The following is a 16,268-nucleotide window of genomic DNA, read 5'->3' on the forward strand; positions in this document are numbered from 1 at the left end:
AGGCCGGAGGCCTTAGCAAAGCTAGGGTGGGGGTGAGCGCGGACAGGCCTAAACCCACCCCGCCAATTCCCGGCGCACCATGGCCTCGATATAGTCCATGCCGCCCTGGGACGCATTGAGGCAGGGGATATAGGCATAGTTTTCCCCGCCCGCTTCCATGAACGTATCCTTGCCACCCATGGCGATCTCTTCCAGCGTCTCGATACAGTCCGCTGAAAAGGCCGGGGCCAGGATGGCGACCTTCTTGATGCCCTTCTTGGGCAGGTCTTCGAGGGTCTTGTCGGTATAGGGTTGCAGCCATTCGGTGGGCCCGAACCGGCTCTGGAAGGTGACCATCAGCTTCTCCTTGGGCCAGCCAAGGTATTCGCGCAGCAGCCGCGTCGTCTTGAAGCACTGGCAGTGGTAGGGGTCGCCCTTCCTAAGGTAGTCCACCGGCATGCCATGGTATGAGGTGATCACCACATCCGGCTCGAAATCGAGCCTGGCGACGCCCTCGCGGATGGAATCGCCCAGCGTGGCGATATAGGCCGGGTCGTCGAAATAGGCGGGCGCGGTGCGCACGGCGGGTTGCCAGCGCATGGTCTTGAGCGCATCGAACGCCTTGTCATTGGCGGTCGCCGTGGTCGTCGCCGAATATTGCGGATAGAGCGGCACCAGCAGGATGCGCTGGCATCCGGCCTTCTGCATCTTCTCCAGCACGCTCTGGGTCGAGGGATTGCCATAGCGCATGGCGAATTCCACCATGATATCCTCGCCGCTGAGGCGCTGTGCTAGGCTCTCCGTCTGTTCGCGGGTGATCACCCGCAGCGGGCTCTCGTTCTTTTCCTTGTCCCAGATCTGGGCATAGGCGTGCCCGCTCTTCTGCGGCCGGAACGAGAGAATGACCAGATTGAGGATCGGCCACCACAGGAACTTGTTGGTCTCGATGACGCGCGGATCGGACAGGAACTCCTTGAGATAGCGCCTGACGCTCCAGTAGTCCGTGCCATCTGGCGTGCCCAGGTTGAGCAGCAGGACCCCGATCTTCTGCTTGGGCACTTGCGGATGGTCGGGGGGGAGAAAATTGGACATTGGGGCCAGTTTGGAAGGGTTCCAGTGTGGTCCGCACCATAACCAATTGCGCCCCGATCGCAAGGCGGCGATGGGTCGCGCCGGATTTCGCGCCAGATCAGGGACGGGGTGCTAGAGGCTTGCAATCAGCAATAGCACACCGAATCCCAGCACGGCAAACGCGCCCAGCAATTCGGCCCACCAGACGATACGGTGCGCCAGCGGACTGTCGACCCCGCCAATCCGCCCGGCCAGACCCTTGGCGCTGACCGCCACGGTCGCCAGCGCGGCCACGGTGATGGCTGTTCCCAGCCCCATCAGCAGCACCGCGAGGATCCCCGCAACCAGGAGCCCCTGCGACAGGGCAAAGACCAGCACCACCAGCGCGCCGGAACAGGGTCGCAACCCCACCGCCAGCACCACGCCAAGCTGCTCGCGCCAGCTTCCCCTCAGGTCCTGCGGCCCCACGGCGTGATGCATATGCTCGCCATGATCATGGTCATGGTGGTCATGGTCGTGGTGGTCATGGTCATGGTGATGATGGCCGTGTCCCCAGCCAAACAGCTTGCGCAGCACCAGCCACAGGCCCAGCAGCGCCACCATGGCATAGGAAACGACGCCCACCCAATGGGCAGCCTCACCCAGCGCCGTGCTGGTGAGGTTGAGCACGCCCGCCAGCACCAGCACGAAGCCAATGGCCACCAGCGACTGCATCAGCGCCGAAAGGCCGCTGAGCACGATACCGCGCCGCAGCTGGCTTTCATTGGCCAGCACATAGGAGGATATCACCACCTTTCCATGCCCCGGCCCTGCGGCGTGGAATACCCCGTAGAGGAAGCTGAGGCCACCGAGCACCCAGAACGCCGTCCAGTCAGTCCTCAGCGCATCGAGCGAAGTGGTCATGGCGCTGTAAAAGGCAACCTGCTGCTGTTGCAGCCAGCCGAGGAACCCGCTCCGCGGCAGGTTCAGGCCCACCTCGGCCGGAGGTCCGCCAAAGGGCGTGGCCGGTCGCGCAGCGCCGACCTGGTTGACGGCGTCCAGCGCCGTCGCCGGCGCGGGCGTAGCGGCACCGCAGGAAATGGTGATAAGCCCCTGGGTCCCGCGCATTGCAGCGGCCAGGTCCGGCGGCAATTCCAGCACTTCGGGTCCCAGCGCATAGAGCCGCTCTTCCACCTCGGGCGCCATCGGCACCGGCGGCAGCAGCTCGACCGAACACCCTTCCGGGGCATTGGCCAGCGTCACATCGGCTGCCGACCGGGTGGTGATCGCGACGTAATATTCCGGGTCATAGATCCCCAGCTCGAACCGCTCGCCCACCGCTTGCGGCTCCACCGCATCGATCGAGAAACTGAGGGTGACGCGGTTGTCCTCGTAGACCATGCCCTGGTCGCCCGCCGCCGTGAACGCCATGCCGTCACCGGCAAAGGTGTAAAAGCCGAAATCGGCGAGGCCGAGCATGTTCTCGTCGGCCAGCGCCTGCATTTCGTCGGGCGTGACGGCGCCGTCACCATTGACGTCGAGCCCCTGCACCATCCACACCGAAAAGGCAGTATCGAACGTCCAGGCATAGGACAGTCGCTCCACCCTTCCCGCATCGTCGAGGCCAACCACGGTCTTGGCATCGATCAGGATATGCGGATGGGCCAGTGCAGGCTGCGCCAATGCGAGCGCAGCCACGGTCGCGCCGATCAGCAGGGCAGGAAGTTTGGGCAAGTAGAACCCCTAGTGGACGGGGTGGATGGCGAACCACTCCACCAGGTGATCGATCAGCGCCCGCACCTTTCCGGCCAGGTGACGCCGATGTGGATAAACAGCCTGCAGCGTCTGCCCGGTCGGCAGGAAATCGACCAGAACAGGCACCAGTTCTCCCGCCTTGACAGACGGTTCAGCCAGATAGGAGGGCAATACGACAAAACCGAGACCGGCAATGGCTGCGGTGCGTGCCGCCAGTGGCGAGTTGACCCGTACTGGTCCGCTCACCGGCACGGAGATGGTCTTGCCATCTTCGGTGAAGCGCCAATTGGACTGGCCCTGCAGGTTCACGTCGACAATGCAGGGCATGTGCCTGAGGTCTTCGGGGTGTTTTGGCGTCCCGCCCCTCTTGATCAGCTCCGGCGAGGCGCCCATCACGACATGCATGTCGGCAATCTTGCGGGCGATGAGCGAGGAATCGGCCAGCGTCGAGATGCGCAGGGCCACATCGATCCCCTCGTCGACGAGGTCGACATAGCGATCCTCCAGCCGCAGATCGAGCGTCACCTTGGGATATTTGGCGAGATAGGCAAAGATCGCGGGCGCCAGCGTGCTCTCGCCGAAATTGCGCGGGGCCGAAACGCGCAGCATGCCGCGCGGCTCGGCGGTCTGGTCGGCAATGGTGGCATCGAGGTCGTCGAGCTGCTGCAACAGGCTCGAGGCTTCCCGGTAGTAGGCCTCTCCGGCTTCGGTCAGGCTCAGCCGGCGCGTAGTGCGATTCATCAGCCGCACACCCAGATAGTCTTCCAGGTCGGTGACATATTTGCTCAGCAGCGCCTTGGAGCGTCCATGCTGGCGCGCCGCGGCGGAAAATCCGCCCGCGTCGAAAACCTGCACAAAGGCACGGATGCGGGAAAGGTCCTGCGTCATGGCGAGTCCGTTCAACTGCGGTAGAGCAATCGACGCATAACTCATCTGCGTTGAGTGAACAATAACGCCGCTTGGTCGTTGGGCGATTAACGATAGGATGCGAGCCTGATCGACGCCGACAAGGAGTTCAGACTATTTTCGTGCCCATGTCCAAGCCCTCTTCCCGCTCTGCGCTTTATCGGCTCATCGAGGCCGGCCAGCTCGCGCGCCAGGCGTTGCTGGTGCCGGTGCTCGCCAAGGGGCTTGAGCCAGGCGACGACGCGATCCTCTTCGAGCTTGGCCGTTCCGGCACCACCGAGGCGGAACTGGCCGAAGAACTGGGCCTGCCCCTCGACATGCTCGCAAGCCGTCTCGAACGGCTGGCCAATCGCGACTTCATCGCCCGTCAGGCCGTTGGCCCCGAGCTCCAGCCCGGCATCGCCCTGACCGAGCGCGGCCTGCGCACCCGCAATGCGTTGGCCGATCATTGGGCGCAGCTCGAAGAGGCCCTGATGGGTGAGCTCAAGCCCAGGCACCGCAAGAAATTCTCGCGAGCGCTTGGACGCTTCGTGGAGCTGCTGCGCCTCTGACCCCAGGGCTGGAACCCGCAGGCTTAACACCTCGTTCAGCCTGGGTTCATCCGCGTTGGCGTTTTCTGTTGGCAAGGCACCAATGCCAGCCACAGGGAAAGGAACTCAACCATGGCCCTCAGGAAAAACCTCATAATCTCCGGACTCGCGACGCTGGCCGTTCTCGCTGCTACGGCTGCCGCTTCCGCCGCACCCGCCGTTGCGACCGGCAGTGTCAATGTCCGCTCCGGTCCCGGCACCGGCTACAACGTCGTCGATACCCTTCGGCGCGGGCAGCCCGTGGATGTGCAGCAATGCCGCGGCAGCTGGTGCTACGTCCAGAAGCCCGGTCCCGATGGCTGGGTCTCAGCCAATTATCTGGCCATTGGCGGCGCTGGCGGCCATTGGGATGATGATTGGAAGCCGCGCCCGCCGCGTCCGCAGCCTCCGCATTGGGATTCACATCCGCCGCACTGGAACCCGCAGCCGCCGCGTCCGCCGCACTGGAATCCGCGTCCTCCCCGCCCGCAGCCCGTCTACCCGGTCCATCCGAGGGACCCGAACTTCAACATGTGCTTCAACGGACCCAACGGCTATTTCTGCATGGGCACCTGAGCCAGGACCCTGCAAGCCAGACGCCGCCCTCTCGGGGCGGCGTTTTCATGTGCGAGCGGGACGCGCTGACCTTCAGCAGTCATTCGACCATCAGCCGGTCGATATCCACGCCGCGCTTTTCCAGCGGCGCACGCATGCGGCGGCCCAGAAACTCGTTCGTGCCATAGGTGACGATGGCGCCGATGGCCGCCACGACCCCGAAACTCACCCAGCCTTCCTGGCTGCCCGCGACGGCCGCCGCAATGACGCTTGCAGCGCCGCAGCCGAGCACGATCCAGCTCTTGCGCTGTTCGGCCACCTTTAGGTTGCGCGCGCCCGAATGCAGCAGGTCGCGCAACTCGGTGTCGCTCATGGCGGCCAGGTCCGGGCTGCGACGCTCGCGTCTGATGGTCTCGATATAGGCATCGACGCGGCGCATGGTCAGCGCTTCACGCTGGCTGTCCTGCCGCTTGCGCGTCATCATCGTCCAGCCGCCGCCAACCAGAAGCAGCACCAGCGCAATCTCGATCAGCCAGATCATGGCGCCCTCCCTCAAGCATGATCAGTTTTCCTGGTCACACATGCCCTTTGGGGCCGGCCAGTTCAAGACCTCGCCTATTCAACACCCGGCAGGGCCTCTTCCGGCGCCTTGGGCACCCGCCGAACGCGTTCGCGCGCCATCACCACCAGGCCTGCCCCAACGATGACAGCCGCGCCGACCAGCGAGATCGGGTCGATCCACTGCCCGAAGACCACAATGGACAGCACGATGGCCCAGGGCAGCGAGAAGTAATTGAACGGCTGCAGCACGCTGGCCGGCGCCATGGTCAGGGCAATGGTCATCAGCCCATGCCCGGCACAGGTGGTGATCATCACCACCACGACCAGCGCAAAGTCCGGCCATGGCATGGGCTGCCAGAAGAACACGCCCACCCCGCCCGAGAGGACCAGGCCAACCAGGGCGGCATAGGTCATGCTGGTAGCCGCGCTATCGATCGCCGTCACCTTGCGGGTGATGACGATGTAGAGCGCGTAAAGCGCGGCCGATGCCAGCGCGAAGCCCGCGCCCCAGTCGAGCGGCACGCCGCCGGGCCGCATGATGATCAGCGCCCCGACAAACCCGGCCCCGACAGCCGCAAACCGGAATACGCCCACCTTTTCGCCCAGGATCGGAATGGCAAATACCGTCACCAGCAGCGGATAGACGATGACGATGGCCTGCAATTCGCCCAGCGGCACCGTCTGCAGCGCCAGCGCAAAGAACCAGATATCGGCCATCAGCAGCACGCCGCGCAGGATCTGCGTCTTGGGCGCCCGCGACCGCAGCGCCTGCCGCAAAGGGGCCTGCCGCGCCACCAGCACCAGCGCGAAAATGGCGAAGCCCCAATACCGCATCATCGTGATCTGGAAAGGGGAATAGTCCTGCACCAGGAGCTTGGCGATGGCATCCTGGATGCCGAAGACGCCGATGGTGACCACGGTCAAGGCGATGCCGCGCCCGATATGGTCGGTGCGCAGGCCAAGGGAGGGAGTGGGCATAGGTGACTCGAATCAGGGGCGTCCCGCAGCGATCCATGCCGCGAGGCGCCGATAGCTTATTCCAGGCGTCAGCGCTTCACCATGGCTGACTTGGCCATGCCGACGACGAGCGTCAACAGACCACCGCCGACCAGGCTTGTGACGGCCTGACCAGCCAGCGCACCCAGGTCCAGTGACCCCGAGGTCCCCGCTGCGCCGGTGGCTGCACCCACCAGCGTATCGAGACCCGGTATCAGACCCGCGAGCCAGGTTCCGGCAAGGCCACCAATGGCGCCCACTATCGAGTTTCCGGCCACACCCAGGTTCAGCCGTGTTGCCACTTGCCCGGCGGCATTGCCGCCCGCGCCTCCGGCAATCAACTGCACGAGGATGGGCACGATGACATCCATCTGTCCCCCTTCTCTCATCCGGGGCCTCCCGCCCCGTCATCGAAGGCTACGTCCGTTTTCCCATCCGGCAAAGCCAAAACAGCCTGCTGCCACACCATGACAGCTGCCAATCCTAACTGTGCCCTTGCCCCGCAAGCCCGATTGAAGCCGTGCCCCGTCCAGCCTATGGTCCCGCCGATGTCCCAGACGCCCGAAATCCAGCCGAATCAGACCCCTCCCGTGGCACTCGTTACCGGCGCCAGCACCCGCATTGGCGCAGCCATTGCCTCTGCTCTGGCGGCACAAGGCCATGCCGTGCTGATCCACTATCGCGCGGACGCCACGGGCGCCAGGGCGCTCAAGGCAGACATCTGCGCCTCCGGTGGCCGCGCAGAAATACTTCAGGCTGATCTTGCCGATCGCCGGCAACGGGCCCGGCTGATTGCCGACGCTGCCGCGGTCTTTGGCCCGCTGACCGTTCTCATCAACAATGCCTCGACATTCGAGCCCGATAGCGCCCGAGATGTTGACGAGGCGCTTTGGGATGCCCATTTCGCGGTACATGCCGAAGCACCGATCTTTCTTGCCCGCGATTTTGCCGCCCAGCTTCCCGCTGGGGCGGAAGGCAATATCGTCAACATCGTCGACGAGCGCGTGCTCAATCCCAGCCCGGCCTATTTCAGCTACTTTCTCTCCAAGTCAGTGCTCTGGACAGCCACCCAGACCCTTGCGCAGTCATTCGCGCCGGCCATCCGCGTCAATGCCATCGGCCCTGGACCGGTTCTGCCCAATGCACGCCAGACCCAGGAGGAGTTCGACCGCTCTGTCGACAACCTGCCGCTCCGGCGTCACGCCGGCCCCGAAGCCATCGCCCAGGGCGTCCTCAACATCCTCGCCATGCCCGCCTTTACCGGCCAGATGCTCGCCCTTGATGGCGGCCAGCACCTTGCCTGGCCCAGCCGCCGCGCGCCGACGCCCCGATCATGACTGACGCGCCTGCCACCCCGCCCCCATCCGGCCCCGAGGTCATCAGGGCCTTCGTCCGCACCCTGCCCGCCGCGCCGGGTGTCTATCGCATGCTCGATGCCGATGGCAGCGTCATTTATGTGGGCAAGGCGCGCAGCCTCAAGTCGCGCGTCACCAACTATACCAGGCCCGAAGGCCTGCCCGTCCGCATCCAGCGTATGATCGCGGCCACGGTGAGCATGGAATTCGTGCGCACCGAGACCGAATCCGAAGCGCTGCTGCTCGAAGCCAATCTGATCAAGCGCCTGAAGCCGCGCTTCAACGTGCTGCTGCGCGACGACAAGAGCTTTCCCTACATCCTGATCGCCACCGATCACGAGGCGCCTGAGCTGACCAAGCATCGCGGCTCGCGCCGTCGCAAGGGCCATTATTTCGGCCCCTTCGCCTCGGCCGTTGCGGTCAGCCGCACCATTGCGAGTCTTCAGAAGGCCTTCCTTCTGCGAAATTGCTCGGACAGCTTCTACGCCGCCCGCACCCGTCCCTGCCTGCAATTCCAGATCAAGCGCTGCGCCGCCCCCTGCACCCGCGAGATCAGCCTCGAAGGCTATGCCGAGCTGGTCGAGGATGCCCGCCAGTTCCTCTCCGGCAAATCCGATGCGGTGCGCAGCCATCTCCAGGCCGATATGAACAAGGCCGCCGAGGAACTCGATTTCGAGCGCGCCGCCCTGATCCGCGACCGCCTCTCCGCCCTCGCCCTCGTGCAGTCGCAGGGCGATGCCACCGCCAAGTCTGTCGAGGAGGCCGACGTCTTCGCCATCCATCACGAGGGTGGCCAGTTCTGCGTCCAGGTCTTCTTCTTCCGCGCCTTCCAGAACTGGGGCAACCACGCCTTCCGCCCCAAGGCCGACGACAGCCTCACCGATGCCGAAGTGCTGGAAGCCTTCATCGTTCAGTTCTACGAGGATCGCACCCCGCCGCGCCTCGTCCTGCTCAGTCACGAGATGAGTGAACCTGACCTGATCGAGGAAGCCCTCTCGACCCGCGCCGGCCGCAAGGTGCGCCTCGAAGTGCCCCAGCGCGGCGAAAAGCGCGATCTGGTCAACCACGCCCTCAACAATGCCCGCGAGGCGCTCGGCCGGCAATTGGCCGAGGGCGCCTCCAACCGCAGCCTGCTCGAAGGCGTGGCCAATTGTTTCGGCCTCGACAACATTCCGCGCCGCATCGAAGCCTATGACAATTCCCACATTTCAGGCACCAACATGGTTGGCGCCATGGTGGTGGCGGGCGAGGAAGGCTTTTCCAAGAAGCACTATCGCACCTTCAACATCAAATCCGACATCGTCGCCGGCGACGACTTCGGCATGATGCGCGAAGTGCTGACCCGCCGCTTCGCCCGCCTGGCCAGCGAGAGCGAAACGGATGCCGAGGACGAGCAGACCGGCATGCCCGACTGGCCCGACGTCGTCTTCATTGACGGTGGCGCCGGCCAGCTCAATGCCGTGCGCGAGGTCATTGCCGAGTTGAACCTGCCCCGGGAAGTGACCTTCATCGGCATTGCCAAGGGCGAGGAACGCGATGCCGGCCGCGAAAAGTTCTTCATGGAAGGCCGAGAGGCCTTCATGCTGCCCCACCGCGATCCGGTGCTCTACTATGTTCAGCGTCTGCGCGACGAGGTCCATCGCTTCGCTATCGGCACCCACCGCGCCAAGCGCAACAAGGAGCAGATCAGGAACCCGCTTGATGAGATCGACGGCATCGGTCCCGCCCGCAAGCGCGCCCTGCTCCATCATTTCGGCTCCGCCAAGGCCGTCGCCCGCGCCTCCCTCGCCGACCTCGAATCCGTGCCCACGATCTCAAAGGCCATGGCGCAGCTGGTCTACGACCACTTCAATCGGACTTAGTCCTGGTCACCCCACCCTCAATCCCTCCCCATCAAGGGGAGGGAGGCGCAGGCCTTGGTGCTGGTGTTCATCCACTCCCTCCCCCTTGTGGGGAGGGTAGCGGCACTAGGCCCACCGGGCCGTAGTAAAGCTGGGTGGGGGTATGGGATGCAGTGGGTTTCGTAGAATTTGTCGAAATCCCCCTTCGCCATCCGTCGCCTCGGCAACCACCCCAAGGGAGACCCGAAATGAAATTCCTCACCATGGTCAAGACTCTCAACCCCGAGGTCGCGAGCCAGCCGCCGGCCGGACTGATGGCCGCCATCGTCCAGCTCGGCATGGAGGCGGGCGCGAAAATGACCGAGTCCGGCGGCATGGCCCTGGCCGGCACCGTCACCACCCGCAAGGGCCAGATGATCACCGATGGCCCCTTTGCCGAAGCCAAGGAAATGGTTGGCGGCTACGCCATCTACGAACTGGAAACCGATGCGGAAGTCGTGGAGTGGACCACCCGCTTCGTCGAACTGCATCGTCAGCACTGGCCCGAATGGGACGGCGAGGTCACCGTGCTGCAGCTCCAGCAGTTCAACATGGCCAGCTGAGCCAAATCCCTTTCACCCCGGCAAGAATCGGCTAGCTTCCTGTCGGGGAGTTCTTTCATGGCACCGATTATTTCCGCTGCTGGCGTGGGCAAGACCTTTCGCCAGCTCAAGCGCCAGTCCGGCTTTGGCGGCGCCCTGCGCAGCCTCTTCTCGCGCGACTACACCGAAATCCGCGCCGTCGACGGCATTTCCTTTGCCATCCATCCGGGTGAAGCGGTTGGCTATCTCGGCCCCAACGGCGCCGGCAAGTCGACCATGATCAAGATGATGACCGGCATCCTGACGCCCAGTGCCGGCACGCTCTCGGTGCTCGGCCGCGAACCCCATTCCCATCGCATGGTCAATGCCCGCGACATCGGCGTGGTCTTCGGCCAGCGCAGCCAGCTCTGGTGGGATCTGCCGGTGCGCGACAGCTACGATCTCAATCGACACATCTACGACATCCCGCAAGCGCGCTATGCCGACAATCTCGACTATCTGACGCAAATGCTCGACATGGGCGCCTATATCGACCGGCCGGTGCGCCAGCTCTCGCTGGGGCAGCGCATGCGCGCCGAGATCGCCATGGCGCTGCTGCACGACCCGAAAATCCTGTTCCTCGATGAACCCACGATCGGTCTCGACGTCGTGGCCAAGGATGCGGTGCGCAAATTTCTCGCCGAGATCAATCGCGAGCGCGGCACCACCATCATCCTCACCACCCACGATCTCGTCGACATCGAGCAGATCTGCCCGCGCCTCATCATGGTCGATGACGGCAAGCTGCTCTTCGATGGCGAGCTGAAACGCCTGCGCGCCACCCTCGGCTCGCGCCGCCGCCTGACGCTCGAATTTGCCACCGATCCGGGCCCCCTCGCCCTGACCACGGCAACACTCACCGCTGACGAGGGCGCCGCCAAGCATTTCCTGCTCGAAAACGAAGCCGTCTCGCTCGTCGACGTGCTCAACGAAGTCGGCCGGGGCCACGGTCTCAAGGACATCAAGCTCGAGGAACCCGACATCGAGGAGGTGATCCGCACCTTCTACCTCAACAAGCCCGGCCTGGCGGGATCGCCAGCATGAGGCTGCTTGCGTATCCAGCCTTTGCCACCACGGCCTTTCAGTCGCGCCTGGCCTATCGCAACCAGGTCTGGGCGAGCGTGTTTGGCGAACTGGTGTCTGTCTTTGCCTATATCGCGGTCTGGAGCGCCGCCTTTGCCGGCTTCGGCTCCAGCGAGGTTTCCGGCGTCAGCCTGCCCGAAATGATCACCTATGTGCTCATCGCCGGCTCCCTGCTGCATTGGCGCACCGACCGCCTCATCAACGAGCTGGGTGAATCGGTGCGCACTGGCGACGTCACGGTATTCCTGCTCAAGCCCTTCCAGTATCCGGGCTTTCTGGCTGCCAATCATTTCGGCCAATACGCCTTTGACCAGATCGTTATCACCCTGCCCGTTGCGATTGTCGTGGCGCTTGCCGTTGGTCTGCTCCCGCCGGCCAGCCTCTTTCACGGGGTTATGTTCGTGCCCTTTGCCGTGGTCTCATGGCTGATCCTGTTCTGCCTGGCCTGCCTTGCAGGTCTGCTCGCCTTCTGGCTCATGACGGTTTTTGCGCTGGAATGGTTTTTGCGCGGCATCATGGCACTGGCCTCCGGCGCCATCATCCCGCTCTGGTTCATGCCTGCGCCGCTCGCCACTGCGCTTGGCTACCTGCCCTTCGCCTGGGTCAGCTATTATCCCTCGGCCGTCTATCTCGGCAAACTCGATGCAGCACAGACCTGGTCCACCCTTGGACTCGGCCTCGTCTGGCTACTCGCCCTGGGCAGCTTCGTCGCCTGGCTCTGGGCCCAGGCCCGATACCGCCTCGTCGTACAGGGAGGGTGACCATGCTCAGGGGCCTCACTCTTATCCCGCATCTGGTCGGCATCTATGTGCGCACCCGCATGGAATATCGCGGCGCCATGCTGCTGGCCTGGTTGTCGCAGGGATTTTCCTACGCCGCCATGTATGCCGCGATCGCCCTGATCGTCTTCCGCTTCGAGACGCTGGGGGGCTGGACATGGCCGGAAATGGCCCTGCTGCTGGCCTTCCACCTGCTGGCCTATTCGCTTGGCGCGGCCCTGAGCTTCACCCAGTTCCGCGACATCGAGGAAAAGGTGCGCATGGGCACCTTCGACGCAATATTGGTGAAGCCGGTCGGCCCGTGGCTCTTCCTGGCCTTTTCCGGCCTCAACATAGGCTATGGGGGCCACATCATCCTCGCTTCCGGGCTGATGATCTGGTCGCTCTTGCAAGTCAGCGTGGACTGGACGCTCTTCATCGCGCTCTACTTCATCGCCGCTACCGTCAGCGCCGCCATGCTGACGGCCGCCCTCATGACCATGATCGGGGCGACGGCTTTGATCTGGGTCCGCTCGCGCCACCTCTTTTCCATCTTCTTCGGCTTCTGGGAGCTGGCCCGCTATCCACTCAACATCTTCCCACTGCCCCTGCAGGTGATGATGCTGACGATCGCGCCGCTCGGATTTCTGGCTTTCATCCCCACTGCCGTGGCCTTGGGCAAGCCGGTGCCGATCCTGGGCGATTGGGCGGGCCTGGCCTCGCTGGTGATAGGCCCGCTCTTCGTGCTGCTGGCCATGGCACATTGGCGGTATTGCCTGCGCAACTATCAGGGCGCCGGCGGCTGATCTCCATCAGAATTGATCGACCATCCGGCCCACCGGGGCAACCCTCGACCGCGCAAACCGTTCGCCCTCCAGTCAATCTGGAGAACCGTCATGAGCGACGACAACAACAATATCCTCAGCGCCGAGGAAGCCATCGACCGCATCTGGGAGCTGGCCGAAAAGATCGACATCTGCATGCTGACCACCTGGGACGGCAAGCAGCAGCGCAGCCGGCCAATGTCGGCCCGCGTCCGTCGTGATGAACACGCCATCTATTTCCTCACCGATATTGAGGGCCACAAACTCACCGAGATCGAGAACTATCCGCACGTCTCGCTCGCCTGGGCCGACAATGGCGGCCATAAATACGTGGTCATCGCCGGCGAAGCAGAAGTCTCCAATGACCGCGCCAAGATCGCTGATCTCTGGAGCAATTTCGACAAGGCCTGGTGGGACGACGCCAACGACCCGCAGATCCGACTCCTCCGCGTCGTACCCGAGGATGGCGAAGTCTGGGATAGCCCCAACATGATCGTCACCGGCGCCAAGATGCTGGTCGCCGCCGTCACCGGCGCCAAGACCGACATGGGCGACGTCGGCAAGGCGCGCCTCTAACGGCCACCACGATCCTGCACCTCCCCCATGACGGGGGAGGTAGCGCCGCTAGGCCCGAAGGGCCGTAGCAGAGCTAGGTGAGGGTGCTCATTGCACCCCTCCTAAAGTCGGGACTCGACAGTCCCGATTTCCTCGGCTAGCTTCTGCCCCATGATCAACGCAGCCACCTTTTATTGGTATTTTAGCTATCCGCTCCCGGCGGAGGCTATTGCGCGCGTGTGATCTGACCCCAAAAGATACCACCCAAATCGCAAGCCAGCCGCCCGACTTCCGAGGCGGCTTTTTTGTTGGCCCCTCGCGTAAAATCCCCGAGGACCACCAAATGCTCAAATCCACCGACGACCTTCGCATCACCGAAATCAAGCCGTTGCCGACACCCATCGAGGTGATGCGCACCCATCCGCGCACCGACGCCGCCACGCGCACGGTCATCGCCGCACGTCACGACTTCCACAACATCCTCGTCGGACAGGATGACCGCCTCGCCGTCATCGTCGGCCCCTGCTCCATCCACGATCCAGCCGCCGCCATGGACTATGCCCGCCGCCTTGTTGCCCTGCGCGAGGAACTGAGTGGCGAGCTCGAAATCATCATGCGCGTCTACTTCGAAAAGCCGCGCACCACCGTGGGCTGGAAGGGTCTCATCAACGATCCTGATCTCGATGGCAGCTTCAACATCACGCAGGGCCTCCATACCGCCCGGACCCTCCTGCTCGACATCGCCAATCTCGGCCTGCCCTCGGCCTGCGAATTCCTCGACATGACCACGCCGCAATACCTGGCCGATCTCGTCGCCTGGGCCGCCATCGGCGCCCGCACCACCGAAAGCCAGATTCACCGCGAACTGGCCTCCGGCCTCTCCTGCCCGGTCGGCTTCAAGAACGGTACCGATGGCAATGTGAAGATCGCGCTCGACGCAGTTCTCTCCGCTGGTCAGCCACACCATTTCATGGCCGTCACCAAGGATGGGCGGTCGGGCATCGCGGCGACAACCGGTAACCAGGATTGCCACATCATCCTGCGCGGCGGCAAAACCACCAACTTCGACGCCGCCTCGGTCGACGCTGCCGCCAATGCCGCCGTCAAGGCCGGTCTCAATCCCGCATTGATGATCGATGCCAGCCATGCCAATTCGTCGAAAAACCCGGAAAACCAGCCGCTGGTCCTCGCTGACATCGGCAATCAGCTTTCCGCAGGCGACAAGCGCATCATCGGCGTCATGGTCGAATCCAACTTGCGTGCCGGTCGCCAGGACCTCGTGGAAGGCCAGGAGCTGACCTACGGCCAGTCTATCACCGACGGCTGCATTGACTGGGACACGACCGTCACGGCTCTTCGTGCTCTGGCCGCCTCGGTAAAGCAGCGCCGCGCGGCGACCAATCAGGCGGTGGCGTAAGCACCCCCACCCAACCTCCCCCTGAAACAGGGGGAGGAGCAGATCGGAGTTACTCACAAGTGCTTCCCCAAACTGGATAGGTCCCTCCCCCTGTTTCAGGGGGAGGTTGGGTGGGGGTGCCGCCGCCGACGCCCCTTGACCCCCCGCCCCCCATCCTGTTCTCTCCGCCCATGACCCGGAACCCGCTCACCCTCGTCCCCAATATCATCACCATCGCCCGCATCCTGGCGATCGTGCCCATCTGCGCGCTGATCCTGGCGGGCGATCCACTGCTGAGGGCCATCGCCCTGGCGCTCTATGTCATCGCCGCCGCCAGCGATTGGGTGGATGGCTACCTCGCCCGCGCCTGGGACCAGTATTCCGATCTGGGGCGCATGCTCGATCCCATCGCCGACAAGATTCTCGTCATTGTCCTCATCACCGTCCTCGCCTGGGACCGCAGCTTTTCAGCGCTTGACCTCATCCCGGTCACCGCCATCCTGTTCCGCGAGACCTTCATCCCCGGCCTCAGGGAATTTTTGGGTAACAAGACCGTGGTTCTCCCGGTCACCCAGCTGGCCAAGTGGAAAACCACCATCCAGCTGGTTGCCCTCGCCTTCGTACTGGGCGAAGCCATCATGCCCGGCCTGACCCTGGTTTCCGACGTCATCCTCTGGGCCGCGGGCATCATTACTCTCTGGACCGGCTGGCAATATCTGCGCGCCTCCTGGCCGCACCTGTCGGGCGTCGGCAAATGAAAATCCTCTACTTCGCCTGGCTGCGGGAGCGCCTCAACCGCGCCAGCGATGACGTCACGCCACCACCCGACGTCGTCACCCTCGCCGATCTCGTCGCCTGGCTCCGCACCCAGGACGATGCCCTCGACTTGGCCATGGAAAATCCTGCCATCTTCAAGTTGGCACGCGACGCCCGCATCGTCCCCTGGGACACGCCCCTGGCGGGCGCGCGCGAAGTGGCCATCCTCCCGCCCATGACCGGCGGCTGAGATGATCCGGGTCACGCAACTCCCCTTCGATCCCGGCGCCGAGGCCAACGCCTTTCAGGCTGCCCATACCGAGGCCGGAGCCATGGTCACATTTACCGGCCTCGTGCGCTCCCGCTCGGACGATCCGGTCAGTGCCCTCATTCTTGAGTGCTATCCGGCCCTCGCCGAAAACGAGATCGCAGCAATCCGCAAAGAGGCCATGGCCCGTTTCGGCCTCATTGACGCCGCCGTCATCCACCGCTTCGGCCGCCTCGTGCCGGGCGAAACCATCATGATGGTCATGGTCCTCGCCCCGCATCGGCAAGCCGCCTTCGACGGCGCGCAGTTCCTCATGGACTATCTCAAGACCGGCGCCCCCTTCTGGAAGCAGGAGGAGACACCCGCAGGCCTGCGCTGGGTCGAAGCCAGGGACGACGACGACGAGGCCCGCGCACGCTGGTCGCGTTAACCTCATTTCCC

19 protein-coding genes are annotated in these 16,268 nt (G+C 64.0%); 13 read left to right on the forward strand and 6 right to left on the reverse strand.

The genetic code is table 11. The features are described 5' to 3' along the window. Window positions 1–48: 48 nt before the first annotated feature. The 3 genes from hemH to MQW79_RS07395 all read right to left on the reverse strand — a co-directional run bounded on the left by hemH (window position 49) and on the right by MQW79_RS07395 (window position 3,672). Window positions 49–1,071 (reverse strand): ferrochelatase, encoded by a 1,023-nt coding sequence (hemH, locus tag MQW79_RS07385; protein WP_476587715.1) that lies wholly within the window; start codon window positions 1,069–1,071, stop codon window positions 49–51. Between the two features lie 111 nt (window positions 1,072–1,182). Then, the gene (locus MQW79_RS07390; RefSeq protein ID WP_476587716.1) at window positions 1,183–2,763 is read right to left on the reverse strand and encodes a HoxN/HupN/NixA family nickel/cobalt transporter; all 1,581 of its coding nucleotides are present in this window, start codon (window positions 2,761–2,763) and stop codon (window positions 1,183–1,185) included. 9 nt (window positions 2,764–2,772) lie between these two features. Further along, a complete protein-coding gene (locus MQW79_RS07395; protein ID WP_476587717.1) occupies window positions 2,773–3,672 on the reverse strand; it encodes a LysR family transcriptional regulator in 900 nt (299 codons plus the stop codon). A gap of 146 nt (window positions 3,673–3,818) precedes the next feature. Here MQW79_RS07395 and MQW79_RS07400 point away from each other — a divergent pair, with 146 nt between their 5' ends. Next, complete coding sequence (locus tag MQW79_RS07400; RefSeq protein WP_476587719.1) at window positions 3,819–4,241, forward strand: hypothetical protein; 423 nt, start codon at window positions 3,819–3,821, stop codon at window positions 4,239–4,241. Between the two features lie 111 nt (window positions 4,242–4,352). After that, the gene (locus MQW79_RS07405; protein ID WP_476587721.1) at window positions 4,353–4,835 is read left to right on the forward strand and encodes an SH3 domain-containing protein; all 483 of its coding nucleotides are present in this window, start codon (window positions 4,353–4,355) and stop codon (window positions 4,833–4,835) included. Window positions 4,836–4,914: 79 nt separating this feature from the next. On the opposite strand, the gene MQW79_RS07410 is transcribed toward MQW79_RS07405, so the two are convergent. From MQW79_RS07410 to MQW79_RS07420, 3 genes are all read right to left on the reverse strand, one after another. Continuing rightward, entirely contained in the window at window positions 4,915–5,355 is a 441-nt protein-coding gene (locus MQW79_RS07410) for a hypothetical protein (protein WP_476587723.1), read from the reverse strand. A gap of 74 nt (window positions 5,356–5,429) precedes the next feature. Beyond that, window positions 5,430–6,353 (reverse strand): DMT family transporter, encoded by a 924-nt coding sequence (locus MQW79_RS07415; protein WP_476587724.1) that lies wholly within the window; start codon window positions 6,351–6,353, stop codon window positions 5,430–5,432. A gap of 68 nt (window positions 6,354–6,421) precedes the next feature. Then, complete coding sequence (locus MQW79_RS07420; RefSeq protein WP_476587725.1) at window positions 6,422–6,760, reverse strand: hypothetical protein; 339 nt, start codon at window positions 6,758–6,760, stop codon at window positions 6,422–6,424. Between the two features lie 159 nt (window positions 6,761–6,919). On the opposite strand from MQW79_RS07420, the gene MQW79_RS07425 reads away from it, so the two are divergent. From MQW79_RS07425 to MQW79_RS07475, 11 genes are all read left to right on the forward strand, one after another. Continuing rightward, window positions 6,920–7,708 carry an SDR family oxidoreductase gene (locus tag MQW79_RS07425; protein WP_476587727.1) on the forward strand — a complete coding sequence of 263 codons (789 nt, stop codon included), beginning with the start codon at window positions 6,920–6,922 and terminating at the stop codon, window positions 7,706–7,708. Continuing rightward, window positions 7,705–9,588, forward strand: a complete 1,884-nt coding sequence (uvrC, locus tag MQW79_RS07430) for an excinuclease ABC subunit UvrC (protein ID WP_476587729.1) — start codon at window positions 7,705–7,707, stop codon at window positions 9,586–9,588. Before MQW79_RS07425 ends, uvrC begins: the two co-directional genes overlap by 4 nt. 227 nt (window positions 9,589–9,815) lie before the next feature. Beyond that, window positions 9,816–10,169: a YciI family protein gene (locus tag MQW79_RS07435; protein ID WP_476587730.1), complete on the forward strand. Its 354-nt coding sequence runs from the start codon at window positions 9,816–9,818 to the stop codon at window positions 10,167–10,169. Between the two features lie 57 nt (window positions 10,170–10,226). Beyond that, window positions 10,227–11,231: an ABC transporter ATP-binding protein gene (locus tag MQW79_RS07440; RefSeq protein ID WP_476587731.1), complete on the forward strand. Its 1,005-nt coding sequence runs from the start codon at window positions 10,227–10,229 to the stop codon at window positions 11,229–11,231. After that, on the forward strand, window positions 11,228–12,031 hold the full coding sequence (locus tag MQW79_RS07445; protein ID WP_476587733.1) for an ABC transporter permease: 804 nt from the start codon (window positions 11,228–11,230) through the stop codon (window positions 12,029–12,031). Before MQW79_RS07440 ends, MQW79_RS07445 begins: the two co-directional genes overlap by 4 nt. Window positions 12,032–12,033: 2 nt before the next feature. Further along, entirely contained in the window at window positions 12,034–12,834 is an 801-nt protein-coding gene (locus MQW79_RS07450) for an ABC transporter permease (RefSeq protein WP_476587734.1), read from the forward strand. A 90-nt stretch (window positions 12,835–12,924) separates the two neighbouring features. Continuing rightward, window positions 12,925–13,428 carry a pyridoxamine 5'-phosphate oxidase family protein gene (locus MQW79_RS07455; protein WP_476587735.1) on the forward strand — a complete coding sequence of 168 codons (504 nt, stop codon included), beginning with the start codon at window positions 12,925–12,927 and terminating at the stop codon, window positions 13,426–13,428. A 322-nt stretch (window positions 13,429–13,750) separates the two neighbouring features. Then, window positions 13,751–14,824, forward strand: a complete 1,074-nt coding sequence (locus MQW79_RS07460; RefSeq protein WP_476587736.1) for a 3-deoxy-7-phosphoheptulonate synthase — start codon at window positions 13,751–13,753, stop codon at window positions 14,822–14,824. A 170-nt stretch (window positions 14,825–14,994) separates the two neighbouring features. Next, window positions 14,995–15,561: a CDP-diacylglycerol--glycerol-3-phosphate 3-phosphatidyltransferase gene (gene pgsA, locus MQW79_RS07465; protein ID WP_476587737.1), complete on the forward strand. Its 567-nt coding sequence runs from the start codon at window positions 14,995–14,997 to the stop codon at window positions 15,559–15,561. Beyond that, the gene (locus tag MQW79_RS07470; protein ID WP_476587738.1) at window positions 15,558–15,809 is read left to right on the forward strand and encodes a MoaD/ThiS family protein; all 252 of its coding nucleotides are present in this window, start codon (window positions 15,558–15,560) and stop codon (window positions 15,807–15,809) included. Before pgsA ends, MQW79_RS07470 begins: the two co-directional genes overlap by 4 nt. 1 nt (window position 15,810) lies before the next feature. Then, complete coding sequence (locus MQW79_RS07475) at window positions 15,811–16,257, forward strand: molybdenum cofactor biosynthesis protein MoaE (RefSeq protein ID WP_476587739.1); 447 nt, start codon at window positions 15,811–15,813, stop codon at window positions 16,255–16,257. Window positions 16,258–16,268: the final 11 nt, after the last annotated feature.

Source organism: Devosia sp. Micro-HW1 (assembly GCF_056341075.1).